This is a genomic window from Chrysosporum bergii ANA360D (assembly GCF_029891735.1).
Taxonomy (GTDB): domain Bacteria; phylum Cyanobacteriota; class Cyanobacteriia; order Cyanobacteriales; family Nostocaceae; genus Umezakia; species Umezakia bergii.
The window spans coordinates 18,431-44,034 of sequence record NZ_JANQDH010000049.1 but is presented as its reverse complement, the minus strand read 5'-3'; the positions used below and the strand labels follow the sequence as shown (position 1 = coordinate 44,034).

Sequence of the window (25,604 nt, the reverse complement as noted above, 5' to 3'; positions counted from 1 at the left end):
ATAATATAAATTGTTTTTTTAAATTCCTGAAACCTTAGCCAGCAATTGTTAAGGATTTTGTTGTATTTTCAATTTTTGTATTAATTGATTGTGCCATTGGTTTTGTACTGATAGCGTCGTTGCCTATGGAGTTTGTATGAAACTCATTGCTGGTCTGTTGCTGAATAGCAAGGCGATCGCACGGAATTGTATCCGATAAAATTGAACTGGCCATCATACCCGTATGAATCTCCACTTGAGCTTGTAGTGGGGCTTCAAACACGAGGCGCTGTCCAGGAAAAACAACTCTTTCAAAGTACCAGTTGGGAATATTGCAGATGCGAGCGATTTGGATTTTGCTCGTAGCATTAACGTAGCAACAAAGAATATTCCCCGATTGCTCTGGTGGTAGAGGATCTAATATTTGAGCCATAACTGCGGAGGAGCTTTACGCCAGAATTTCAATTTACACCAGCCAAATTAACATTGACTGATCCCATATGCTGTAACTCCGACTACCATCTGAAAATTTCTGCGTTATTTCTATCTAAAGATATGTTCAACTTATAAATTTTAGATTTCCTTCAATATATATAGTATTAAATGTTACATTATTACAATAATTATGCTTTGATTTCTGCTTGATCAGAGGATGGTGGTGATTTTGTTTCATATATCCTTAGTCGTACAAGGGTTGATCGCTCAATAGCCAAAGTCAATGTTATGGTAAAGATATATAACAATCTTTTTCATAAAATCTATTTATCTTGTTTGATGCCAAGCAAATTCAACCATTGGGACGTAACCCAGCAATCGGCCTCTATGCCAATTTAAATTAGTGAGAAACACAGCACAATCAAAGAAACAGCTTTAAACTGCTTATTCCTCTATATTTTTGAAGAACTGCAAAATGGAACTTAAACAATCCATGATGGAAAACCGCATTCTGTATGTCCGCCTTCCGTGTAACCCCATCTTTCCCATTGGGGTAGTATATCTTTCGGATCATGTCCACAAACTATTTCCCAGCATTCAACAGCGTATTTTTGATTTAGGAACAGTACCACCTTTAGATTACGCAGTTGCTCTAGACACTTGTATTGATGAATTTCAACCCACACTCCTAGTATTTTCTTGGCGTGACATTCAAATCTACGCCCCAGTGGGTGGACGGGGGGGTAACCCGCTACAAAACGCCTTTGAATTTTATTACGCCAACAATCCCTTGATTAAACTACGTGGAGCATTGGGGGGGTTGCGAATTTTTATCGCCTACTATCTGGAGTTGTGGCGTAACCAGGGATTAATCAAACGCGGTTTACGACGGGCCGAAAAATATCATGCTGATGCCCGTGCTATTGTTGGTGGTGGTGCAGTTAGCGTATTTTATGAACAACTGGGTAAAACTTTACCAGTGGGTACAATTATTTCTGTGGGTGAGGGGGAAACACTGCTAACCAAACTGTTAAGCGGCCAAGAAATTGAGGATGAGCGTTGCTATGTGGTGGGAAAAACTCAACCACGACAACGCATGATTCACGAACAACCCACCCCACTCGAAAAAACCGCTTGTAACTACGACTATATAGAAAGCATCTGGACGGAATTTAACTACTACCTGCAAGAACAGGATTTTTATATAGGTGTACAAACCAAGCGCGGTTGTCCCCATAACTGTTGTTATTGCGTCTACACCGTTGTTGAAGGTAAACAAGTACGCATCAACCCAGCAGAGGAAGTAGTGGCTGAGATGCGGCAATTATACGATCGCGGCATTCGCAATTTTTGGTTTACTGATGCTCAGTTCATCCCTGCACGTAAATTTATTGACGATGCTGTAGAACTATTACAGAAAATCGTCGATTCCGGTATGACAGATATTCACTGGGCAGCATACATCAGAGCCGACAACCTCACACCAAAATTGTGTGATTTAATGGCCAAAACCGGGATGAACTATTTTGAAATCGGCATTACTAGTGGTTCTCAGGAACTGGTGCGGAAAATGCGGATGGGTTACAACTTACGCACAGTCCTCCAAAACTGTCGGGACTTAAAAGCGGCTGGTTTTAATGATTTAGTTTCCGTCAACTACTCCTTTAACGTCATTGACGAAAGACCGGAAACCATCCGCCAAACCATCGCCTACCACCGGGAACTAGAAAGAATTTTTGGCGCTGATAAAGTTGAACCTGCCATATTCTTTATTGGCTTACAACCCCATACCCATTTGGAAGAATATGCCTTTAAAGCAGGTATCCTTAAACAGGGGTATAACCCCATGAGCTTGATGCCGTGGACAGCTAAAAAACTTCTGTGGAATCCTGAACCCCTCGGTTCGTTCTTTGGAGAAGTTTGCTTACAAGCCTGGCGACAAAACCCCAATGACTTCGGACGGGAAGTTATGAAAATTCTGGAAGAGAAATTGGGTTGTGCCGACTTAGAAGAAGCACTGTCAGCACCCGTAGAGCAAAAACAAAAACAACTAACGGGGATATCATAGCATATAGGGACTGGGGAACTGAGTAAAAAGCTGAAAACAGCACCTTCTCACCCTAGCCCCTAACAAATAATGACTTACCAAGTATAAGAGTTTATGTTAGAAGGTTCAATATTACAACAGCTAGAAACGAAGCACCGTGATACAACTAGACCAATTAGATTTGGGGTCTACTACAAAAATACTCTGGTATCTTTATGTCACGCTCTAGAAGACTATATTTTAAATCAAAATAGTCAAGCCCTAGTAATCACAGCCTTTCAACAAGGTAAATGGTACTTGCAAGAAGCGGAAAGATACGCAGATATTGCTAAGTGTAGTAGGCAAGTGGTGATCATGGCAGCACCGGATACAGGCTTTGCTGAACATCCCACCAGCCAATTGCCTAACGTGGACTTAGTGCCATTAAATCCGACAGACTCAGTAGCCCAAGAGTGGCATTTAATGATCCTATCGCCAGAATACACAGCTATGGTACTTTGTCAAGAATTATCAGCAGCTGATTATGGTGTTGGGGGAATCCCTGCTTCAGATTTAGAGCGTAAATTCTACGGCTTATGGACATTTGAACCAGAGTTAGTCCAAGAAACAGCACAATTAGCGATCGCCCACATTGCCAAATACAATCCAGAACTAGGGGAAAAACTCACCACCCATCAAAAGGCCATACATCCTGGTTTAGCCACGTCAGAACATTTAAGCGCGGTTGTTACGCGGGTTGTAGATTATCTGCAAACAGGGCAAAATAATTTATCCATCCCCACAGCCATGCGCCAACAGGCACTAGACCACAACTTAGTGTCTAACGAAGTTCAAGCATTTTTGCGGATGGCCCAGTTGATAGATATGGCGGATGTCAACAATCCCATGGCTGCGGCTGAAGTAGTAGCATTGGCTGAGACAATGGGGCAGATTTTAGAACTACCCGCATGGCAAATCAAGCGATTGCGACTAGCAAGTTATTTACATCGTATAGACCCACTCCAAAAAGCGGAAAGCGTCCTGACTCCCGGTACATCCACTCGCTACCAAGAACAAGCCCCCCATTGTCCTTTAACTTGTCCCCTCATACCAGGGGCGCAGGTATTACGCACCATGCCCAGACTGCGGGCGGTTGCTCAAATTATCACCCACCAAACCGAATGGTGGAACGGTACAGGAGAACCAGCAAGTTTAGCAGGGGATGAAATTCCCCTGGAGTCGAGAATTTTGTCCTTAGTTGCGGATTTTCAATGGCGAGTTAATCAGCTTAAATCATCCCAAAAAACACCCCCAGAAATATTTGCTCAAGCTTTAGACCAATGCAGACAACAACAGTCAACCCGCTTTGACCCTAAACTTGTAGATGCACTAGCTTTATTAGTTATGGGTTTACAGCAAGGGTTAGATTTACCTCTCATATCACCCAAACTCAGTACGGGTGTATGGCTGCTAGATTCTCAATGGGATAACTATAAACAGACTTCCACAGCACAAACCCAATCATAAAATTACGAATTACCTAATGAATATCGAAGCCATTAAATCAGGAAAACTGAAACAACTTCCCGGAGCCAATTTAGAAGACGAGGAACTTTCTCAACTGGATTTAAGCCGCATCAATCTAGCCGGCGCTACCTTGGTGGGTACTAACTTTATTGGTTCCCAACTGGAAGGGGGGCATTTTCAGGGAGCCAATTTGATGGGCGCAAACCTGCAGAAAACTGATTTGCGGGCTAACCTGATGGGGGCTAACTTAATGCAGGCTGACTTAACCAATGCTGACTTGCGCGGTAGTAATTTGCGCGGCGCTAACTTAATGGGGGCTAAACTCAGTAATGTATGTTTAGCCGGTGCTTTCCTCAGTGGGGCTAACTTAATGAACGTCAATTTACAAGGTGTTGACTTGCGCGGTGCTGACCTGCGCGGTGCAAACCTCACAGGGGCAAATCTCAAAGGTGCTGATTTGAGTTGTGCGGATTTACAAGGAACTATCTTCAGTGAAGCCAATTTAGAAGAAGCTGACTTACGGGGTGCTAATTTAGCGGGGGCTAACTTAACAGGGGCGAATTTACTTTGTGCGGAGTTAGAAGCAGCAAACTTAAACGGTGTTAATTTAGCGGGGGCTTGTTTAGTGGGTACTGTGGTTGCCAAAGTTGAGTAAATATCCCCATTAAGCTATTACTCGCCTCCGCATCCAAAAAGCTAGTATACCCATGAATATTACCCCCATCAATCCTTGTAGAGGATTTTGATTGATACCAGTTACCCAGTCGGGAACTTGATGGGAATATTCAATTAATCCCCCCACATTAATGATGTAGTAGCCCCAAACTAAACCACTATGCAACCCCATTGGTAAACCCAAGCGTCCCCTACGCCAGCGCTTTGCCCATACCTGCGTTAACCCCAGCAGTACTAAGGCTGGAAATTGTGGCAATGTGTCAATAATTGCCTGCAAAGGTTTAATAAAGTGCAGTGCAGCAAAAACCACAGCATTGATCCAAACTGCCACACTAGGGCTATAGTCCCGTTCTAACTCATCAAGTAACCAACCTCGAAATAACAATTCTTCAGCAAAGCCAATACCTAAAGAAACAATTAAACCCTCTAAAATTACTTTCACTAACAGAACCTGTGGTTGTTCCCATGTCAGCCAACCCAAAAAACCTTGTAGCCCAAAGACTATCAAAATGTTAATTATCCCGGTAGCTAAACCACTGATCAAGTCCACAGCGTTAATGTGTGTGATTTCCCAGCCATATTGCTTGAGTATCTGGGGCTGCTGATAGACATTTTTACCCCATAGCTGCAAAAGAACAATGAATTGTGCATATAACAGCACCATTGTCAATATACTTACTAAGTTTGTATCATTGACTAGTAAGTATACTGGTGCGGCAAATGGTAGCCATAGCAGCAATAAAGTTAAAACAAAACAACCCACTCTGATGGGGAAGGGGCGTTGGGCTAAACGAATTGGGTTGATTTTCATCCAAGTTTAGGAACGGGACTAAGTTATTCTTCTGGTTCAATGGTGCTGGTTAAACCATGACTTTTTAATGTTTCACAATAAAACTCTGCGTGTTCTTGAGCGCAAGTAATGACTAAAGCCAAACCGTTGGTGTGGGCTTCCATCATAATACTCACGGCTTGGGGCTGGGTCAGGCTGGGTACTGTGGTTAATAGTGACTGCACTACATGTTCCATGGAGTTGTAGTCGTCGTTATGGAGTAAAACTCGATACCGAGGCGCGAGCTTACGGGACGTGGAAGGCTTTTCAATAGTTTCGACTGACACGGCTCTTTGCTCTTTTGGCGATGATTTACTTGAGAGTGATTTACTTATACATTGGTGCTGTGTCTTCGCTTTAAAGACACGCGTTTTATCCATCTATCCTATTAGCAGATAGATGTTTTAATTTTAAAGTATGTTCATATCATGATACCGCATTTTTATGATTTTGGATTACTCAACTTTGAGATTTTGGATTTTGGATTTTGGATTACATATGATATGTGTTAGCTATTTTGTTACTTAATATATTTGGATTTGGGATTTAAGGTAATATTAAGCTATTGCCCAGCGCCGAATACTTACTCCAAATCAAGCGTAACGAATGCCAGCATCTCTCATGCGTTGAATGGCCTCATACATCCGTTCATCAGGAATGGTCAGGGAAATTCGGAAAAAGCCTTCACCCCCAGCACCATAACCATTACCAGGGGGAACCATAATGCCGCATTTGTCAAGTAATAAAGAAACAAACTCTGTTGATGAATATCCAGGGGGTACGGGTACCCAGACGTAAAGTGTAGCTAATGGTGGCTGAATTGGCCATCCCAGAGATTGCAATCCTTGGACAATAATATCACGACGTTTTTGGTAAACTGACATCAAGGCTTGAAGTTCTACTTCACTGGTGGAGTAAGCGGCGATCGCTGCTTTTTGAATTGCTTTAAACACTCCAGAATCAACGTTGGTTTTTACCTGTTTCAAGCCCTGAATGCCAATGGGATTACCAACTACAAAGCCAATGCGCCAACCGGTCATATTATATGATTTAGACAAACTGTGAAACTCAATGGCCACATCTTTTGCGCCAGCAACTTGCAAGACACTTGGCGGTTTATAGCCATCATATGCCATTTCTGAGTAGGCATGATCATGACATAGCAAAATATCATACTGTTTACAAAACCCTACTAGCTCTTCAAAAAATTCTAAACTGGCTAAGGCTCCGGTGGGATTGTTAGGATAATTAATCCACAATAATTTTGCCTGACGAGCAATTTGTTCAGGAATCGTATTTAAGTCAGGTAAAAAATTATTTTCTGCCTTCAAAGGCATAGTATGAGGTTGACCACCAGCGAAAATTGTCGCTGTCTGGTACACGGGATAACCAGGGTCTGGGATGAGGGTATAATCTCCTGCTTCCACAAAGGCTAGGAAGGTATTATGTATTGCTTCTTTAGAACCTATGGAACAAATAACTTCTGTATCTGAGTTTAGCCCGTTCACGCCAAACCTATGTTCCATCCAATTGACCGCAGCTTCCCGAAATTCCTTTGTCCCTTGATAGGGGGGATAGTTATGGGTGGTAGGATCATCAATTGCCTCATGTATGGCCTGAAGAATGTGAGTAGGAGTTTGTTGATCTGGGTCACCCAGTGCCAGATTAATGATATCAACTCCCTGTGCCACAAGTTGTTCCCGTTTGCGGTTAATTTCAGCAAACAAATAGGGAGGTATTTTTTCTAAACGTTTAGCAGGCTGCATGGTAGTTAACAAATGAGTGCAAGTTATAAATGCTCATTAGCACAGTTTACGGCACACTGGCGAAATAGATAAACTTCACAGGAAAATACCAGCAATTCGGTGGTGGCTACCATCAGCACTGCTATTAATCTATTTTTTCTATTTTTGGGCTTAATGTTGCTCTTTAGGGTCAAAACAACCGGATTAATATCCCCAACTAGGTACCAACTTAACCCGACCAGCATCCATTTCTGCCATTAACAACTCTAGAGCTTCATAGTCAACATCAGAGATGTGACCCATTTGAGTTAGTTGTGAATTGATTTCGTTTTCGATTTCCGGGGTCAATTTTTTGATGTCTAGCGCTTTTTCCACCAATTGACGAATAACGTACTTAGTTCTCATAATTAGTCAACCAATTGTATGTGATAATAATTATCCAGTATGGAACTTAGTATAAAAAGTGATGCTAATCTCACAATTTATGTGATATAGATCACTAAAAAATCAGGTAGAGAATTTGTAGTTAACCCTGATGCAACTTCAGCGAGGCTGAAAAATTAAATCTGAGAATCTACAGCTAAGACACGGCTAAACTAGCTGGAATAATAACTTAGGTAAGTTTTTAGCTCTGTATGACTGTCTATGTAGATTGTTTTGCAGCTGACCAAGGAAAAAAGTATTTATCCACACATTTTACCATGTATTTATGAGAATCTTTAAACAGACTGACTAGGGTGATAAAGATTCAGTAAAGATACCGGAGTAGTTGGGTGAATATCTGAAAAACTGTTTACATTCATAAAATTCTCGGTTTGAAGATGTAATAACTCTAAATGGTCATGTTAATATCCACAATAGTAATGAAGTGTGTAAAAATTGCAGTTATCATCTAGCACATAGTCTGTCTCAACAGTGCAAAAGTAAATTTGTGTAAAAGAGTGGAAATTTGCAGGGACAAATTCTACCGAAAAGCTGAAATAAATGCTAAATTAGATTTGATTAGCTGTAATTAAGGTAGCTAAAGATAGCATAGTGGCTGTTGCAGTTGAAAAATTAATCACACCGGATATCCTCAAGCCAGGCCGTTACTTGGGTAACGAACGTTTGGCAGTACATAAACCATGGGATAAGGCAACAATACGCTGGGCGTTAACCTACCCAGAAATATACGAAGTGGGATCATCCAACTTAGGGCATATCATTTTATACAACATTTTGAATGCCCAACCGCGGCAATTGTGCGATCGCTCGTATCTACCAGGAACCGACCTGGCGGAAAAACTACGGGGAACTAACACACCGTTGTTTGCTGTTGAATCAAAGCGATCGCTCAGAGAGTTTGACATATTGGGCTTCAGTCTCAGTTATGAACTAGGAGCAACTAATATCCTAGAAATGTTAGAGTTGGCGGAAATTCCCGTCACATGGAGAGAAAGAAGCCCAGGGAACTACCCGTTAATATTCGCAGGAGGACAAACAGCAACATCAAACCCTGAACCATACGCCGATTTTTTTGACTTCTTCGCCCTGGGAGATGGAGAGGAACTACTCCCAGAAATCGGTTTGGTCTTAGAAGAGGGGAAACAAGCAAAACTAAGCCGGGAACAGCTGCTCCTGGACTTAGCACAGATACCGGGGGTATATGTCCCTCAGTTTTACCAGACAGCGGCGGATGGCTCAGTTCATCCCCTAGTTCCAGAAGTCCCTGAACGGATAGTGCGCCGGGTAGCCTCACCAATCCCAGCTTATTCCATAGGGTTGGTTCCCTATATAGAAACGGTGCATGACCGCCTAACGCTGGAAATTCGCCGGGGATGTACACGCGGTTGTCGCTTTTGTCAACCAGGAATGCTCACACGTCCAGCCAGGGACGTGGAACCAGAGCAAGTAGTAGCGGCCATCGAACAAGGAATGCGGGACACGGGTTACAATGAGTTTTCTCTGCTGTCGCTAAGTTGTTCTGATTACTTATCCCTGCCCGCGGTGGGTATGGAAATAAAAAATCGCTTAAAAAATGAAAACATTTCCCTTAGTCTTCCCAGTCAAAGGGTAGACAGATTTGATGAAAATATTGCTAATATTCTAGGAGGGACGCGGCAGGGAGGATTGACTTTTGCTCCAGAAGCTGGAACCCAAAGAATGCGGGATATTGTCAATAAGGGTTTAACAAATGAAGAATTATTAAGAGGTGTAAAAACAGCTTGGGAACAAGGCTGGGATAAGATTAAGTTATATTTCATGATTGGCTTGCCTGGTGAAACAGATGCTGATGTAGAAGGCATTGCGGAAACCGTTAGCTGGCTACAGCAAGAATGTCGGGGTAAAGGCAGAAAACCGCTAAACTTTAATTTGACGATTTCTAACTTTACACCCAAGCCCCATACCCCATTTCAGTGGCATTCAGTTTCAACTACTGAATTTAAACGTAAACAAAACTTGCTCAAGCAAGCATTCCGCCGGATGCGGGGAGTGAAAGTAAACTTCACTGATGTGCGGATTTCAGCAATGGAAGACTTTGTGGGCAGGGGCGATCGCTCCTTGGGAAAAGTCATCCGTCGGGCTTGGGAATTAGGGGCAGGTATGGACTCTTGGTATGAAAATTTAGATGCAGCTTTTGGTGCTTGGGAAACCGCAATAACCGAAGCTGGATTAGATTGGAAATATCGCCGAGTAGAAAAAGGTGAGTGGAATCTGTTTGATGCCCAGCAGGTGGAAGTAGAGAGAGAAGAGGAAAACAAAGAAGTACCATCTTGTTTTACACCCCCACTTCCTTCTACTGAGTCCCTAAGTCTACCCCTACCGTGGGATCACATAGACACAGGCATCGAGAAAAAATGGCTCCAGGAAGACTTAAAACTTGCTTTACAAGCAGCAATAGTCCCGGATTGCTCATTTGAAGAGTGTTCACACTGCGGCGTATGTGGCACCACCTTTGGACATAACATTGTTATTTCACCGCCACCAATCCCAGAGTTTGCAGGTAGTTTCGTTGCCAACACAACTAAAAACCAAAGACTGCGGGTGTGGTTTGGCAAGCAAGGGGCAATGGCTTTAGTCAGTCACTTGGATTTAATGCGCCTATTTGATCGAGTGATCCGCAGAGCAGGCCTACCAATTGCTTTTACTGGTGGATTTCATCCCAGCCCGCGTATTGCCATCGCTAGTGCTTTAGCTCTAGGAGCTACCAGTAGTGGAGAAATAGTGGATTTTGAGTTAACAGAGCCGGTGGAAGTAGAGACTTTCCGGCAAAAACTAGTTAAGGAATTGCCTACAGACATACCCATATATAAAGTTGCTACTATAGATTTAAAAATGCCCGCAGCTAACCAAGTTATGGAAGCGGTGGAATATTTAATCACAGTAGCAGCACCGCAACCAGCAACAGCAGGACAATGGCAACAGTGGATTGATACCATCAAAGCCAAAAAAGAGCTTTGGTGGGAGAAAAAAACCAAGTCAGGCAAACAGTCCTGGATAAATCTGCGATCGCGGTTGTTTGACCTGGAATTAGTCAAAAGTAACACCGATGTTGAAGATTATACAGCTGTCCTGCGTTATCTGGGTAGTTGTCGCCATAATGGTGAGATATTGCGTCCCGAACAAATCCTGTCTATGCTGGAAATGGTGGCAGGGGGAAATTTTCAACTGCTACACATCCACCGGAATCAGCTAGTTTTAGGGGTATAATCCCTGAGAGTAGACTGGCATCGCGCTTAGTTACACAGGGTAACTTGCTAGTAGTTCCCCTCACATAGAAGAGAATGGGAATTAAACCTCTCAGTTGCGTTAAAATATGAGAAAGAGAATTTTTTGGCGCTGCACTCAATGGACTAGTTTACTCCTCTAGTAATCAGGGAGGAAAAGCGAAGATATGAGGTTGTGATTTCTAGGATTGTATCCCAGACAAGGCTTCCACATAAGCACTCAACCGAAGGGTGAGGCATATTAAAGAACCCACAGTCTCCAAAGCTACCTTGTGAACTAGTAACTTAAAAACAGTGCTGTGGTCAGTAACTCTTCCTCTTTGCTTTTGAAACAACTGCTGATAGCTTGGGTGGCGTAGCCAGATGCCTAATCGCCGGGTGGTAGTGGTACAGTATAAAAAATCAGCCTAAGACGGTTGATATATTTACTTAAACAATATGCAGCCGTTTTGCAATAATCAGACCTGTAAACACAACCTTTTAGTCAATAGCTCTTTAAATTTGAGCAAAGAAGTCTCCATTCTTATGATCAGCAAGCAGCACGTGATGGGGTTAGTAGGGACGAGAGGTACAACAAACCTCTAAGCTTCTCCATTGGTGCGGCGCGTCGCCAGAACAAGGCGCTAATTTTAAAGTTTGAGGAAATTGAATGCCAAAGCAAATTATCATAGCAGAACAGCATCAAATCGCTGCTGTCTTTTCTGAAGATCAAATACAAGAACTCGTTGTCGCCACCGGTCATCACCAAATCGGTGATGTGTACTTGGGTGTGGTAGAAAATGTTTTACCTGGGATAGATGCAGCCTTCGTGAATATTGGAGATCCAGAACGTAACGGCTTTATTCATGTAACAGACCTAGGTCCATTGAAGCTCAAGCGCACATCCGCAGCAATTACAGAACTATTAGCACCACAGCAAAAAGTGTTGGTGCAGGTAATGAAAGAGCCAACGGGTACAAAAGGGCCAAGGCTGACAGGTAACATCACTACACCAGGACGTTATGTGGTGTTAATGCCCTATGGTCGGGGGGTAAATTTGTCCCGACGGATCAAAAGTGAAACTGAGCGCAACCGCCTGCGCGCCCTAGCAATTTTGATCAAACCAGCAGGAATGGGATTGCTCGTACGTACGGAAGCAGAAGGCAAACCAGAAGAAGCAATCATAGAAGACCTAGAAAACTTGCAAAAACAATGGGAGTCCATACAGCAAGAAGCACATTCCACTCGTGCGCCTGCTCTACTCAACCGGGACGACGACTTTATCCAGCGCGTGCTGCGGGATATGTACGGCGCTGATGTCAATCGCATCGTTGTCGATTCCAGTACCGGATTAAAACGGGTCAAACACTACCTGCAAAACTGGAGTGGCGGTCAAACACCACAAGGGGTACTATTCGACCATCATCGCGATCGCTCACCCATATTAGAGTACTTCCGCATCAATGCAGCCATTAGAGAAGCACTCAAACCCAGAGTAGATTTACCTTCAGGCGGCTACATTATTATTGAACCAACAGAAGCATTAACAGTAATTGATGTTAACTCTGGTTCCTTCACTCGTTCCGCCACAGCTAGAGAAACAGTTTTGTGGACAAACTGCGAAGCAGCTACGGAAATTGCCCGTCAGTTGCGTTTGAGAAACATAGCCGGGGTGATTGTGGTGGATTTCATTGATATGGAATCGCGGCGTGACCAATTGCAAGTTCTAGAACACTTCAACAAGGCACTAAAAGCAGACAAAGCTCGTCCTCAAATAGCCCAACTCACGGAGTTAGGATTGGTAGAACTTACCCGAAAACGGCAAGGTCAAAATATTTACGAGTTGTTTGGTCATAGTTGCCCAACCTGTGGTGGTTTAGGGCATATTGCCCGATTGCCGGGAGATAGAACAACCCAAATGCCAACAACGGCAGAATTACCAGATAATTTGGTATCTTTTCATCACAAAGAACCACGTCTGGCTACACCACGCATCACTGAACCACAGGAAAGTTATGATAGCTTTGGGGAAATGTTTGATGGTGATTCAGAAATAAGTGCTTTAGATTTAATTAATCATCCTAGTTATCAAGAATCAGGCGACAATCAGAAGCGTCGTGTCCGGAATCGTCGTAGTCGAATTGGTCTCAATGGTACTAACGGGAAGGATGAAAGTCACGTTAGTCATTTGCCGGCGGGTTTTATTGAGGATGAGCTAGGTTTAGAAGTGGACTCTGAAAATGAATCACGTCGTTATTCATCACCAGAAATCCCCTCTCCTTCTCAAGGCAAATCAGGTTGGCACGACCGGGGAGAGCGGAGTAAAGTGACGAAAGTTGAGCCGCTTAAGCCAGTGGTAGAACCACCGGAAATTAAAACTGTGGAAATGACTTCAGAGGAGCAAGATGTATTTGCATTGATGGGAGTTTCTCCTTTGGTGAAGTTAGAGGAGGAGGTTAAAGTCCCTAAGTCTTTGATTGTCAATATTATCAGCCCTGGGGAATCAGCCCATCAACCAACTGAATCCACTACAGATTCAATAGTGAGCGCTGAGGTAAGCACATCACCACTGGAGTTAGAACAAAAACCAATATTGAGAACTACAAATTCAACGCCTGTAGAAACCTTTGAGGAAACATCTATAAGCACCGAGGAAAGTCCGGTTAATACAAGTTCCATGATCAACCGTCGCCGTCGTCGTCGTTCATCGGCTTTAGATTCGGATTTGTCCACACCAGAGGATAATTAATTTGGTCCAGACAGAGCAAACTGCCGCAGATATTTGTTCACCACCACAAACCCAGGAATCAATCTGGATGGAGTTGTCCTCAACTTTATCGGTGGCTCCGGGGTTTGTCGCGGGCATAGATGAAGTTGGGCGAGGTGCGCTATTTGGTCCTGTGGTGGCTGCTGCGGTGATTCTACCCAGTTCTGCTTGGTCGCACCTGATAGCAGCTAATATTAAGGATAGTAAAAAACTCTCTAGTTCTCGAAGAACTCAGTTAGCAGCAGAAATTTGTCAGCTGGCTATAGACTGGAAGATTGGTTTTGCTTCAACTACTGAAATTGATCAAATAAATATTTTGCAGGCGACACTGTTGGCCATGAGGCGGGCTGTGCTGAAATTAAAAGTACAGCCTCAGCTATGCTTGGTTGATGGTAATCAGCTGATCAAAGATTTGCCGATGGCACAACAAACCATGGTCAAGGGCGACCAGCGATCGCTTACCATTGCTGCTGCTAGTATTGTGGCTAAGGTATGGCGCGATGACTTGATTATACGACTAGCCTCAAAGTACCCTCCATATCATCTAGAGGATAACAAGGGCTATGGCAGTAAAAAGCATTTGCAGGCGCTACAAAAATACGGACCATCGCCACTACATCGCCGATCTTTTCGCCATTGTCATTAGCCCTTCGACAATGGGTAACAGGTTGATTGTGGATGTAGTATAAAAATAAACCCACAGAAAAAGTCACAAGTTATTCTGGATTAAACATGGGTAATTCCCCATTGTTATTATCTAGGGCATTTTCTGGGATTTGTGATTTTACCCAAGACCGATAATCTGTTAAAAGTTGATGTAGTAAGCGTTGTTTAATAGTCATGAGTACACTCTTGAGCAAACCGTTGCCTGTGGTTTCCAGAATGGGCTGGGGAGTGAAGTAAAATGGAGGTGGAATGTCTACCACTACTTCTAAATCGGCTCTTCCTTGAAGGATGGTGATATTATTTAACTGCTGTGGTGATAAGTTTCCTTGTAAATTTAAGGAAAAACGCCGATTGATATACTCAAAACCGAGGATCTCACAACCTTGCGATCGCAAGTTAATAGTGCCATTGGATTCTGCCCAAACTCTCAAGTCTACGGTAGGTTGAATACTCAGTGACATGAAACTTAAAGGCCGCATTTTCAAGCGAAATAGTTCCTCTGACATCTGGTATATCCGGCTATTATCGGTTAAAGCATTAACTAGACGTTGGGGCTGACGCAAATAGTGTTGAATAGGAATGGGTTGTGGTGGAACATTAATTATTACCGTTTGGAAAGCAGTAAATTGGGTAGCCATGAATTAAAAATCATAATTGTTTAATATTGTTATTTTTTAGAAAATTAAAATTTAACCTTTGGCTAATTTAAACATAACTCAGAATTGAATGCGATGACCATATCTATTGCTCATTTAGGACCCCCTGGTACTTACGCAGAACAGGCAACTGTTTTTTATGCTAACTGGCTCCATAAAAGTACAGGAAATCAAGCTATGTTATGTCCTTATTCTAGTATTGCTCAATCACTCCAAGCTGTGGCTAAGGGACAAACTCGGTTAGCTGTTGTGCCTGTAGAAAATTCGATTGAAGGAAGTGTAACTATGACAATGGATACACTATGGCAATTGGATAGTTTAAAAATTCAGTTGGCTTTGGTCTTACCCATTGCCCATGCTTTAATTTCTCGTACTGCTAGTTTACATGGTATTCAAACAGTTTATTCTCACCCACAAGCTTTAGCCCAATGTCAAGGATGGTTGGGGCGGTTTCTCCCAAATGTGCAGCTAATACAAAGCAATTCTACTACTGAAGCACTCCAGGGGCTAGATCAGGAGTTAACAGCAGCTGCCATCGCCTCCAGCAGGGCGGCTCAACTGTATAACCTGCCCATATTAGCCAGAAATATTAATGACTATCCAGATAACTGTACTCGCTTTTGGGTGGTGAGTCAAAGTGAAGAGGATTTAATCAATAGTTCGGCAAGTTCCAGTCATACCTCCTTAGCCTTTAGTGTACCTGCCAATTTACCCGGTGCATTGCTAAAACCTCTACAAGTATTTGCTCACATGGGAATTAATCTCAGCCGAATTGAGTCCCGCCCAACGAAGCGATCGCTGGGAGAATACTTGTTTTTCATTGATTTAGAAGCTGATGTCAAACAAGCAAAAATGCAAAGTGCTTTAGGGAAATTAACTCAACACATAGAAGTCTTAAAAATTTTTGGCAGCTACAACATTTTACCAATCACCATGGAGCAGTAACTAGTAATCATGAATTACTCAAAGTGTCTTTGAGAACAGTACGGGCTGCTAAATGATTGCGGGTAGAAGTGAGGATTTCTGCTTCTCTTTCTAGGCGAAACACAGTATCCTGTGTTTCTAGTAACGCTTGTTGCTCTGCGGCAACACCATAAAGGTTACTTGCGACCCAATAAGAAAGTTCTGTGGGCAGATCGGGTAACTCTTCTGGTAGTTCCATATTTTGTTCAGTTAACTTACCGGAGAGACGCACCACATCTCGCAGTAGTTGTTCTACCTCGTTAGCTAAAGGACGTAAATCCTTGGTTGGTGGCTCGTCTTCTAACCACTCCACTAAGCCAACACGGTAAGGTTTTTCGCGTACATACTCTAAAACACGGAACCTTTGCTGTCCCAAGGTCAACATTTTCATGCGGTCATCTGGCATCCGTTGATAATGAATAATTTCTGCACAGCAACCAACGTTAGCAATTGTATGTTCAACGGGATCGACCATTAGCACCCCGAACCTGCGATCGCTTTCCAAAATCGTGTTCATCATGATGCGGTAGCGAAACTCAAAGATATGTAGGGGTAATGGTCTAGTGGGAAACAAAACTACTTCGGGTAAGGGGAACAGAGGTAGTTCACGAACTGCAATTTGAGAAGAGGATGTCATTTTTATCCTGGTATAAATTTAATTTAATTTAATTTAATTTAATTTTAAGTTTATTTTAAAATAATTTCAAAATTTATTATTCTTTGCTTTTTCCGTAGTTTGTTCACATTCTATCATTTGTTTTCCCATTAATAAAAAGCCCTGAGATAAATCTTTTCAGGGCTTTGTAAATATTCATACCAATAATTAACGTATTTCTGCAAAAATATCAGTGTGGCTGATTTTAGGGAAGGTAGGGCAAATACGCGATTTATTTGGTTTATACAAGAGTTTGAATCACGGAGGACCAGTGACTCAATTATAGTTTTACCTCAATATCCACACCAGAGGGCAAATCTAGTTTCATCAGAGCATCAATAGTTTTAGAAGAAGGCTGATAAATATCAATAATCCGGCGATGGGTGCGGGTTTCAAAGTGTTCTCGTGCGTCCTTATCTACGTGAGGCGATCGCAGCACACAGTAGATTTTGCGTTTTGTCGGTAAGGGTATTGGCCCTATGGCTGTAGCGTTGGTTCTGTTAGCGGTGTCTACAATCTTCTCGCAAGATGTGTCTAATAAGCGACGGTCGAAAGCCTGTAAACGGATTCTAATTTTTTGCTGCTGTAGAGTTGCCATCTTTAATTTTCCAGGTTCTGATTAATTAGGGGAATAGGGAGTGGAGAGTGAGAGGTAATACTGGTTATTTTCTCTGCTCCACTGGTTTTGATAAAAGGATGAGAAAGGAGCAGAGAGGAACTTTACCATCTCTGCTCCTTGTTATCGGACCATTAGGTGTTACTTCAAAATTTTGGAGACAACACCAGCACCAATGGTGCGGCCACCTTCACGAATTGCGAACCGCATTCCTTGCTCAATAGCAATGGCGTTGATCAATTCTACTGTCATTTTGATGCGATCGCCGGGCATAACCATTTCTGCTGCGCCGCCATCATCGGAGGTAAAGGACTTGATTGTGCCGGTTACATCGGTTGTCCGCACATAAAACTGAGGACGGTAGCCGGGGAAAAATGGTGTTTTCCGACCGCCTTCTTTTTCAGTCAGGACGTACACTTCACCTTCAAACTGAGTGTGAGGAGTGATAGACTTTGGTTGGGCTATAACCATACCCCGTTCAATGTCAGCCTTTTGGATACCGCGCAGAAGAACGCCGGCGTTATCACCTGCCATACCTTCGTCGAGACTCTTTTTAAACATCTCGATCCCTGTGACTGTAGTGCTTCTGGTGTCCTTCAGTCCCACGAGTTCGACGTTATCGCCGACCTTCACCTTACCACGTTCAATCCGTCCGGTGGCCACGGTACCACGACCGGTGATAGAGAACACGTCTTCCACAGCCATGAGGAAGGGCTTATCTACAGCCCGCTCAGGAGTGGGAATGTAGGAGTCCACAGCGTCCATGAGTTCATAGATTTTATCTACCCAAACATCTTCACCCCGTTGTGTTTTGGGGCTTTCAGTCATTTTTTCCAGAGCTTTGAGACCGGAACCCTTGACAATGGGAATGTCGTCACCGGGGAAATCATAGCTAGATAATAGTTCCCGGACTTCCAACTCTACCAGTTCTAGTAATTCCTCATCATCTACCATGTCTTCTTTGTTCAAGAAAACAACGAGACTGGGTACACCCACCTGTTTTGCCAACAGGATATGTTCACGGGTTTGGGGCATGGGTCCATCAGCAGCGGAAACCACGAGGATACCCCCATCCATTTGGGCTGCACCCGTGATCATGTTTTTTACGTAATCCGCGTGTCCTGGGCAATCCACGTGAGCATAGTGCCGACCCCCCGTTTCATACTCAACGTGAGCGGTATTGATAGTGATACCCCGCGCCTTTTCTTCTGGTGCGTTATCAATTTGATCATAGCCTTTACCAGTAGCTTGACCCAGGGCTGCCAGGGTCATGGTAATGGCTGCTGTTAAAGTAGTTTTGCCATGATCTACGTGGCCTACTGTACCGATGTTAACGTGGGGTTTAGTCCTTTCAAACTTTGCGCGTGCCATGAATACTCGTTTCCTTTGTTAATTAAGCGTTCCCTTTGCTTTTAGCTATGATTGCCTCAGCCACATTGCGAGGTACTTCTTCGTAGTGGCTAAATTCCATAGAAAAGATACCGCGACCTTGGGTCTTTGAGCGGATATCAGTGGCGTAGCCAAACATTTCTGCTAATGGTACTTTAGCAGTTACTTTGGCCAGTCCTTCTTCAGATCCCATACCCTCAATTTGCCCACGACGGGAATTGAGGTCGCCCATCACATCCCCGAGGAAGTTTTCGGGTACTTCCACCTCAACTTTCATCATAGGTTCTAAGAGTACGGGTGAAGCTTTTAGCACGGCCTCTTTCATTGCCATTGATCCGGCAATTTTGAAAGCCATTTCCGAAGAGTCTACATCGTGGTATGAACCATCCACCAAAGTTGCTTTCACATCAATCAGTGGATATCCTGCTAACACACCGGATTCGCAGCTTTCTTTCATTCCTTGCTCTGCGGGACTGACGTATTCTTTTGGTACGACACCACCCACAATCTTAGAAACAAATTCAAAGCCGCTACCGGGTTCGCCTGGTTCCAAATCGATCACTACGTGACCGTATTGGCCTTTACCACCACTTTGGCGAATGAATTTCCCTTCTATTTTGGAGACTCGTTTACGAATTGTTTCGCGGTAAGCTACTTGGGGCGCGCCCACATTAGCTTCCACTTTGAATTCCCGTAACATCCGGTCTACCAGAATTTCTAGGTGTAGTTCTCCCATTCCAGCGATTACGGTTTGGTTGGTTTCTGGATCTACACTGACGCGGAAGGTGGGGTCTTCTTCTGAAAGAGATTGCAGAGCTTTGGAGAGCTTGTCCATGTCGTTCTTGGTTTTGGGTTCAACCGCCACCGAGATCACAGGCTCAGGGACGAATAGAGATTCCAGAATTACTGGTAATCCTTCATCGCACAGGGTATCACCAGTCAAGGTGTCTTTTAGTCCCAATGCTGCTCCTAAATCTCCAGATCGCAGTTCTTCCACATCCATTCGTTCATCTGCTTTTAAAACCACCAGACGAGAAATGCGCTCTTTTTTATTTTTGGTAGCGTTGAAAACATAGCTACCTTTTTTCAGTACACCGGAATAGACACGAACAAAGGTAAGACGACCATAGGGGTCGGCCATAATCTTGAAGGCTAAAGCTGATAGAGGTTCTTGGTCATCCGCTTTGCGCTCCACAGTCTCACCTGTTGGCAATGTACCTTGAATTGGGGGTACTTCAGTTGGTGCTGGTAGATAATCTACTACTGCATCCAGCATCAACTGCACGCCTTTGTTTTTAAATGCCGAACCGCACAGGACTGGGACAATCCTACCTGCAATTGTACCTTTACGCACGGCAGTACTAATTTCCTCTTCTGTCAGTTCTTCTCCCTCGAAGTACTTATTCATCAGATTGTCATCAGTTTCTGCCACTGCTTCTACAAGTATGGCGCGGTACTCTTGTGCTTTATCCTGTAGTTCTGCGGGTATTTCTGTTTCTTGGATGTCTGTTCCCTGGTCGTTGGTGTAAATGTAGGCACGCATGCGTACCAGATCAACGATTCCTTGAAATTCATTTTCACTGCCAATGGGGAGTTGAATGGCAATGGCATTAGCCCGCAGGCGATCGCGCATTTGTTCGTGAACTCGATAGAAGTTCGCCCCTGTGCGATCCATTTTGTTTACAAAGGCTATGCGGGGTACTTTGTAACGGTCTGCCTGTCGCCATACTGTTTCTGACTGGGGTTGTACGCCGCCTACAGAACAAAATACTGCGATTACACCATCCAACACCCGCATGGAACGTTCTACTTCGATGGTGAAGTCAACGTGTCCTGGGGTGTCGATAATGTTGATTTGATGATCTTTCCAACTAGTGGTGATAGCAGCTGCGGTGATGGTGATTCCCCTTTCACGCTCTTGAGCCATCCAGTCTGTGACGGCAGTTCCTTCATGAACTTCGCCAATTTTGTGAATTATGCCGGAGTAAAACAATATTCTCTCGGTTGTCGTTGTCTTGCCCGCATCTATATGCGCCGCAATACCGATATTGCGTACTCTCTCTAGCGGGATTGTACGTGCCACAGTAGCCTCCTATTATAGTTTTTGCATCATGATATCTTGTATATTACTCTTTGTTAAGATTCTATACTTCTACGGGAAACCGTATTTTTTTTTGTGAGTACGGGATATACCGCTTTTAGATGCACGATATACCGCCGATTGTCTTAGTAACGATAGTGGGCAAAAGCCTTGTTAGCTTCTGCCATCCGGTGTGTTTCTTCCCGTTTCCGAATTGTATTCCCGGTTTCGTTGGCAGCATCCATTAACTCATTAGCTAATTTACTTGCCATTGTCCGGCCTGGTCTAGACCTAGAAAATTTTACCAGCCAGCGCAGGGCTAGGGTTGTACCGCGATCTGATCGCACTTCCATTGGTACTTGGTAGGTTGCTCCGCCAACCCGGCGAGCTTTTACTTCTACCAAGGGTGTGGCATTTCGCACTGCTCTTTCAAAGGTTTCTAAAGGAGCAGCGCCTGTGCGTTCTTCAATAGTTTTCATCGCGTCATAAACCAGTCTTGCAGCCAGTGATTTTTTTCCATGACGCATCACCCGGCGAATCATCATGCTTACCAAGCGACTGTTGTATACGGAATCAGGCGGAACTGGACGCCTTTGAATAACACCACGACGAGACATACTTCACCTTTAATTCGGATTTGGCAACGAAATTATATGCTATCAGACACTAGATATACTGTTGGGCAAACTTTTTTTCTCTACGGTTGTCGCTTAACTGACTTATAAATTGCCTGACGACAACTAGAGAAGGCGACAACATCATAAATTTGAGTATTTAGATGCAACCGCTACTACTGCTTTCTTGAATAATGCTTCAAGTTGCTTACTTTTAGCTGTTTTCTACAGGATTGGGTGTTTTTTCGGCTCACTTTTCTCAATGCTGCCCACCGAATCCGCTAAATCTTCAGCCTACGGGATTAATCGCCTAATTCTATTTCTTTGCTGCTTTCGGACGCTTGGTTCCATATTTGGAGCGCCCTTGCTTGCGGTCTTTGACTCCAGCTGTATCTAAGGTACCACGAATAATATGGTATCTCACACCTGGTAAGTCTTTCACCCGACCACCACGAATCATGACTACTGAATGCTCTTGCAAGTTGTGACCGATACCCGGAATGTAAGCTGTTACTTCAAATCCAGATGTTAGTCTTACCCTTGCCACTTTGCGTAGAGCCGAGTTAGGCTTTTTAGGTGTTGTTGTGTATACCCTGGTGCAAACACCCCGACGTTGTGGGCATTGCTTCAGGGCTGGGGACTTGGTTTTCTGACGCGCTTTTTCGCGTTCAGTACGGATGAGTTGCTGTATGGTTGGCATGAGTTACAGCGCGTAAAGCTGTTGAGAGTGTCTAAGTTTTAACAAATCCTGATTATATCTTTTTTTGGGCTTTTATGTCAAACTTATATTTTTTATTTTTGAGTTAAACTGGACTGGGTGAAGCCATGGAGAAGGAGATACCACAGCCACAGGTAGCAATGGCTTGGGGGTTGTGGAAGCGAAACCCCCCACCCATTAAATCTTCTGAATAATCCAATGCCAACCCGTTTACGTAATTAAAGCTATCTTCATCTATGACCACTTTGATAGGATTCAAGTCAAAGAGGCGATCTTCAGCTTTGAGAGTTTGATCAAAAGACATATCATAAAACCAGCCAGAACAACCGCCTGATTTAATTGTTAGTCTTAGCAAACTATGGGGTGGATGTTTCAGTTGTAATCGTTCAATTTCAGTGATGGCAGCTTGACTCAGTTGAATCATGGAATTATTGTTGGCAATCAAAAACCACTTCTTAAATATTACAGAAGTTTTCCCTATGCTTCCATTTATTGTTGAGTCCCCACCTAAATTTAAGCAGGGACATGGATGTGAATGTAGTTACTTGAGACGGTCTGCACCAAGTATTAGGGGGTATTAAGTTGATATTTATTACACCCTTTGCATCTCTATTGCGGTTTTAACCTTTATTACGGGCATAGTCATCTTGGTAGCGAATAATGTCATCTTCACCTAAATATTCGCCATTTTGTACTTCAATTAACACTAAAGGAATCACACCAGGATTTTCTAGACGATGAGATGTACATTGGGGGACATAAGTTGACTCATTATTGCTCAATAAAATTTCTTGGTCGCCACAAATCACCTTAGCTGTACCAGAGACAACAATCCAGTGTTCACTGCGGTGATGGTGCATTTGCAGACTAAGGCGGTGTCCGGGCTTAACTTCAATGCGTTTAATTTTATACCCTCTGCCTTCTTCCAAAACTGTAAAAGAACCCCAAGGACGCAGCTCGGTTGCAGCAATACTTTTATTAGCGATGGCAACGGGTAGAGACAGAGTGTTTGTTTGTGTGGTTTCTTGAGTTTGAGCCATAGTTACTTGATTGATATTCATAACAAACGGTCATTATTGTTAAGTATTGGTGGGAAATTTGGCTGTAGTTTTGCAACCTAAAACTCATTAATTCATTCACCCCTGACTAACTATAGCAAAATCTAATTTAAAGGTGTAAAGGATTACTGCTAAACTGGCTGTTTCCATACCAAGTCTTCATCTTAGAAATAGCTGCTTATTCTTAACTTTAAATTAGGGTGCTTGCAGGAAAACCCCTATACCGTTGTGGACACGAGCTGCAGTATTGGGGGAACGGTCGAGTAGTTGTCCTCCTAAATAAAGGCTAGTGGAACTACCACCGTCTAGATTAAGGGCATTGACACAACCAATATTTTGCATTACTTGGGCGTGTTCCGCTAAGGTCGGACCTAACCCACCAGCACGATTATGTACAGCAGCAATGATCAAAGAGCCGTTGGCTGTGGTGCAAATGCCGCTGCGAATGGCTTTTTGTCTGATAAAGGCCTGGCTGAATTTTTCGCTTTCAGCATCCAACACTATTTGATTATTTTGTACTAACAGCGGACCTGCTGCTATGATGTGGGGGTAACGCTCAAATTGCTGCGAATTAGTGGTGCTAACAATGGTCACTGCTTTACCAATAGGTAATTGTGAGGCAGTTGCAGTGGTATGGGCACGTAAAGTTAAGAGGTAGCCATCGCGGGGAATGGGAAAAGGTGTTTCACCAGCTTTGCTGCCTGGTAACTGATTTGTAACTCGGTCTTTTTCCACAACAACGATGACTTCGTTATCTGTTAAGGGGGTATAACTAGTTCCCCAAGTTGGGGTGTAACGAGCAATACCACTTTGAACATAGCCACTATTAAGAAATAAAATCGGTAATCTCTGACCGTCAACAATTAAGGTTTCTTGCAGGGTGAGACGACCTAAGTAAAATTGGCCGGAATCATTCCAGGCGATCGCTCCTCGGTTGAGAATTGGCCCTGACAACCACTGACCATCTCGACGAATTGCCCCTAGGGGTAATTTATTGTTGCGGTTGAAAAAACCGGCGTTAATTGCTGCTACAGCTGAATACTGCTGTGCCATTTTAATTAGCGGTGTAATACCCGTTTGGCTGTTGGGGTCTGTGCCAATGGGTTTTACGGTGATCCCCACTTGCCGGGGATTAATATCTAACCAAACCACAGGAAAGCGTTCTGTACCTAAATTGACAAATTGCTGTCGCCAGCGCAATCCTGTAGCCCAGGTAATATCTTTTTTAACCAAAGCATCGGTACGAAGATCAATCACCAACCGATGGGGATCTGGTAGGGTGATAATTTGGGGAGACATACCAAAAGGCACACTGAGACTAATAATTGTGCGGTTGTTGACTACCTCCAACTTTCTAATTAGTGGTTGTGGTAGTTGTTTGGACAAATCAGGAGCCAGTGCGTAGCGTTGGATTAAAGCCGGATCAGCCACACCTTCCACGGTGACTATCCACTCTCGATTGGCAAATCCAGCGGGTGTGTCCTGGTCAACATCGGTTATGGGTGAACCTGGGGCAACTTGCCAGGGTGCGGGGCGATCTAAATCTAAAACAATGCGAGCTGACTGGAAGGGAAGATGATTGACCTTTGAGGGCTGCTGACTATGACGAATATTTTTTACTTGCGCTTTTGGGGAGGCAATGGCCAAGATACTATTGTTTGCTTGCATCTGCCAACCTGCTGTTTGAGCAAAATTAGTAATATCTACATAGCGATACCCCTGCATATTTCTTGTATCTAACACTACAGGATAAGTGGGTGATGAAAACCACTTGACTGGTTGTCTAGCTGGGTTATTGCTGCTTAAAAAATCTACTCCCATGAACTGTCCCAATGCTCCGTCACTCAAATATGTTTTGACCTGACGGTCTATTCCCATCTCCTGTAACCAAGCACCTGATAAAGTACGACCATTGAGGGTAATTTGGTTACCAGAAGCCGGAAATCTGGTTGTTGCAGTGCCTGATTGAACAATCAGGTTTGGAATAATGGTTTTGGTATTAACTGGAGATTCCTGAGCGCCGGTAACCTCAGCGGCTGATAAGGACAGTATAATAATTGCTGTAATTGTTCTCCCTAGAGACGGGAATAATTTTTGGTTGTTTTTTTTGGCACCAGCACTATCAGATTTTTGGAGCGGACAATTAAACATTTTTACCATAACTTACTACGTACTTTTGACAACTATAGCTTGAGTCGTATAGGTGAAGACGGTCTTGATGGCAAGAAAGTAATTTAGCCATTGGGGTTGATACTCAGCACTGAAGATGTTGCATTTTGCCAGGTCATGAAAACAATTAGCTAATTGTGGATAAATCTTAAAAAAAAATGATTTATTTTTTGCAAAAATTATGATATTCTATAAATTGGATCTTTATCTCTTATAAAGTTCAAAAATTAATCCTACCACCAAAAGCACTGCTACCAAGTGTTTTAACTATCACTAATGTCAGTCGAACTATATACAGTAGTTTGAGAGGTGAAAGCTGGTTGAGAATATTTAATGGTCACCAATGGTCAG

General features: G+C 43.4%; 22 protein-coding genes. 7 read left to right on the top strand and 15 right to left on the bottom strand.

Going from position 1 to position 25,604, the window contains the following annotated elements:
• Positions 1-34: 34 nt before the first annotated feature.
• Positions 35-412 carry a DUF1830 domain-containing protein gene (locus NWP17_RS07705; RefSeq protein ID WP_280654328.1) on the bottom strand — a complete coding sequence of 126 codons (378 nt, stop codon included), beginning with the start codon at positions 410-412 and terminating at the stop codon, positions 35-37.
• 477 nt (positions 413-889) lie between these two features.
• Here NWP17_RS07705 and NWP17_RS07700 point away from each other — a divergent pair, with 477 nt between their 5' ends.
• The 3 genes from NWP17_RS07700 to NWP17_RS07690 all read left to right on the top strand — a co-directional run bounded on the left by NWP17_RS07700 (position 890) and on the right by NWP17_RS07690 (position 4,622).
• On the top strand, positions 890-2,482 hold the full coding sequence (locus NWP17_RS07700; protein WP_280654327.1) for a photosystem II high light acclimation radical SAM protein: 1,593 nt from the start codon (positions 890-892) through the stop codon (positions 2,480-2,482).
• Positions 2,483-2,575: 93 nt separating this feature from the next.
• Positions 2,576-3,967: a DICT sensory domain-containing protein gene (locus NWP17_RS07695; protein WP_280654326.1), complete on the top strand. Its 1,392-nt coding sequence runs from the start codon at positions 2,576-2,578 to the stop codon at positions 3,965-3,967.
• Between the two features lie 16 nt (positions 3,968-3,983).
• Positions 3,984-4,622 (top strand): pentapeptide repeat-containing protein, encoded by a 639-nt coding sequence (locus NWP17_RS07690; protein ID WP_280654325.1) that lies wholly within the window; start codon positions 3,984-3,986, stop codon positions 4,620-4,622.
• Positions 4,623-4,631: 9 nt separating this feature from the next.
• Here NWP17_RS07690 and NWP17_RS07685 read toward each other — a convergent pair whose 3' ends face one another.
• The 4 genes from NWP17_RS07685 to NWP17_RS07670 form a co-directional block, all read right to left on the bottom strand.
• Positions 4,632-5,453 (bottom strand): CPBP family intramembrane glutamic endopeptidase, encoded by an 822-nt coding sequence (locus NWP17_RS07685; protein WP_280654324.1) that lies wholly within the window; start codon positions 5,451-5,453, stop codon positions 4,632-4,634.
• Positions 5,454-5,476: 23 nt separating this feature from the next.
• Entirely contained in the window at positions 5,477-5,758 is a 282-nt protein-coding gene (gene clpS, locus NWP17_RS07680; RefSeq protein ID WP_280654323.1) for an ATP-dependent Clp protease adapter ClpS, read from the bottom strand.
• 306 nt (positions 5,759-6,064) lie between these two features.
• Positions 6,065-7,237 (bottom strand): LL-diaminopimelate aminotransferase, encoded by a 1,173-nt coding sequence (locus tag NWP17_RS07675; RefSeq protein WP_280654322.1) that lies wholly within the window; start codon positions 7,235-7,237, stop codon positions 6,065-6,067.
• 183 nt (positions 7,238-7,420) lie between these two features.
• Entirely contained in the window at positions 7,421-7,621 is a 201-nt protein-coding gene (locus NWP17_RS07670) for a hypothetical protein (protein WP_280654321.1), read from the bottom strand.
• Positions 7,622-8,251: 630 nt separating this feature from the next.
• On the opposite strand from NWP17_RS07670, the gene NWP17_RS07665 reads away from it, so the two are divergent.
• The 3 genes from NWP17_RS07665 (at position 8,252) to NWP17_RS07655 (ending at position 14,315) form a co-directional block, all read left to right on the top strand.
• Positions 8,252-10,906 (top strand): TIGR03960 family B12-binding radical SAM protein, encoded by a 2,655-nt coding sequence (locus NWP17_RS07665; protein WP_280654320.1) that lies wholly within the window; start codon positions 8,252-8,254, stop codon positions 10,904-10,906.
• Between the two features lie 666 nt (positions 10,907-11,572).
• On the top strand, positions 11,573-13,651 hold the full coding sequence (gene rne, locus NWP17_RS07660; protein WP_280654319.1) for a ribonuclease E: 2,079 nt from the start codon (positions 11,573-11,575) through the stop codon (positions 13,649-13,651).
• Position 13,652: 1 nt separating this feature from the next.
• Entirely contained in the window at positions 13,653-14,315 is a 663-nt protein-coding gene (locus NWP17_RS07655) for a ribonuclease HII (RefSeq protein WP_280654318.1), read from the top strand.
• 70 nt (positions 14,316-14,385) lie between these two features.
• On the opposite strand, the gene NWP17_RS07650 is transcribed toward NWP17_RS07655, so the two are convergent.
• Positions 14,386-14,973, bottom strand: a complete 588-nt coding sequence (locus tag NWP17_RS07650; protein ID WP_280654317.1) for a DUF1997 domain-containing protein — start codon at positions 14,971-14,973, stop codon at positions 14,386-14,388.
• 93 nt (positions 14,974-15,066) lie between these two features.
• Between NWP17_RS07650 and pheA the strand changes: the two genes are divergently transcribed.
• A complete protein-coding gene (gene pheA / locus NWP17_RS07645; RefSeq protein WP_280654316.1) occupies positions 15,067-15,936 on the top strand; it encodes a prephenate dehydratase in 870 nt (289 codons plus the stop codon).
• A 7-nt stretch (positions 15,937-15,943) separates the two neighbouring features.
• Here pheA and NWP17_RS07640 read toward each other — a convergent pair whose 3' ends face one another.
• The 9 genes from NWP17_RS07640 to NWP17_RS07600 all read right to left on the bottom strand — a co-directional run bounded on the left by NWP17_RS07640 (position 15,944) and on the right by NWP17_RS07600 (position 25,244).
• Positions 15,944-16,591, bottom strand: coding sequence for an LON peptidase substrate-binding domain-containing protein (locus NWP17_RS07640; RefSeq protein ID WP_280654315.1), 648 nt, complete (start codon positions 16,589-16,591; stop codon positions 15,944-15,946).
• Positions 16,592-16,889: 298 nt separating this feature from the next.
• On the bottom strand, positions 16,890-17,207 hold the full coding sequence (rpsJ, locus tag NWP17_RS07635; protein ID WP_006196404.1) for a 30S ribosomal protein S10: 318 nt from the start codon (positions 17,205-17,207) through the stop codon (positions 16,890-16,892).
• Between the two features lie 159 nt (positions 17,208-17,366).
• Positions 17,367-18,596, bottom strand: coding sequence for an elongation factor Tu (gene tuf, locus NWP17_RS07630; RefSeq protein WP_280654314.1), 1,230 nt, complete (start codon positions 18,594-18,596; stop codon positions 17,367-17,369).
• A 22-nt stretch (positions 18,597-18,618) separates the two neighbouring features.
• Positions 18,619-20,697 carry an elongation factor G gene (gene fusA, locus NWP17_RS07625; protein ID WP_280654313.1) on the bottom strand — a complete coding sequence of 693 codons (2,079 nt, stop codon included), beginning with the start codon at positions 20,695-20,697 and terminating at the stop codon, positions 18,619-18,621.
• 143 nt (positions 20,698-20,840) lie between these two features.
• Complete coding sequence (gene rpsG, locus NWP17_RS07620; protein WP_280654312.1) at positions 20,841-21,311, bottom strand: 30S ribosomal protein S7; 471 nt, start codon at positions 21,309-21,311, stop codon at positions 20,841-20,843.
• Positions 21,312-21,624: 313 nt separating this feature from the next.
• Entirely contained in the window at positions 21,625-22,008 is a 384-nt protein-coding gene (rpsL, locus tag NWP17_RS07615) for a 30S ribosomal protein S12 (RefSeq protein ID WP_263748468.1), read from the bottom strand.
• A 103-nt stretch (positions 22,009-22,111) separates the two neighbouring features.
• Positions 22,112-22,450: a HesB/IscA family protein gene (locus NWP17_RS07610; RefSeq protein ID WP_280654311.1), complete on the bottom strand. Its 339-nt coding sequence runs from the start codon at positions 22,448-22,450 to the stop codon at positions 22,112-22,114.
• A gap of 196 nt (positions 22,451-22,646) precedes the next feature.
• Positions 22,647-23,066, bottom strand: coding sequence for a phosphomannose isomerase type II C-terminal cupin domain (locus NWP17_RS07605; protein ID WP_280654310.1), 420 nt, complete (start codon positions 23,064-23,066; stop codon positions 22,647-22,649).
• A gap of 213 nt (positions 23,067-23,279) precedes the next feature.
• Positions 23,280-25,244, bottom strand: coding sequence for a phosphodiester glycosidase family protein (locus tag NWP17_RS07600; RefSeq protein ID WP_425332655.1), 1,965 nt, complete (start codon positions 25,242-25,244; stop codon positions 23,280-23,282).
• Positions 25,245-25,604 lie beyond the last annotated feature (360 nt).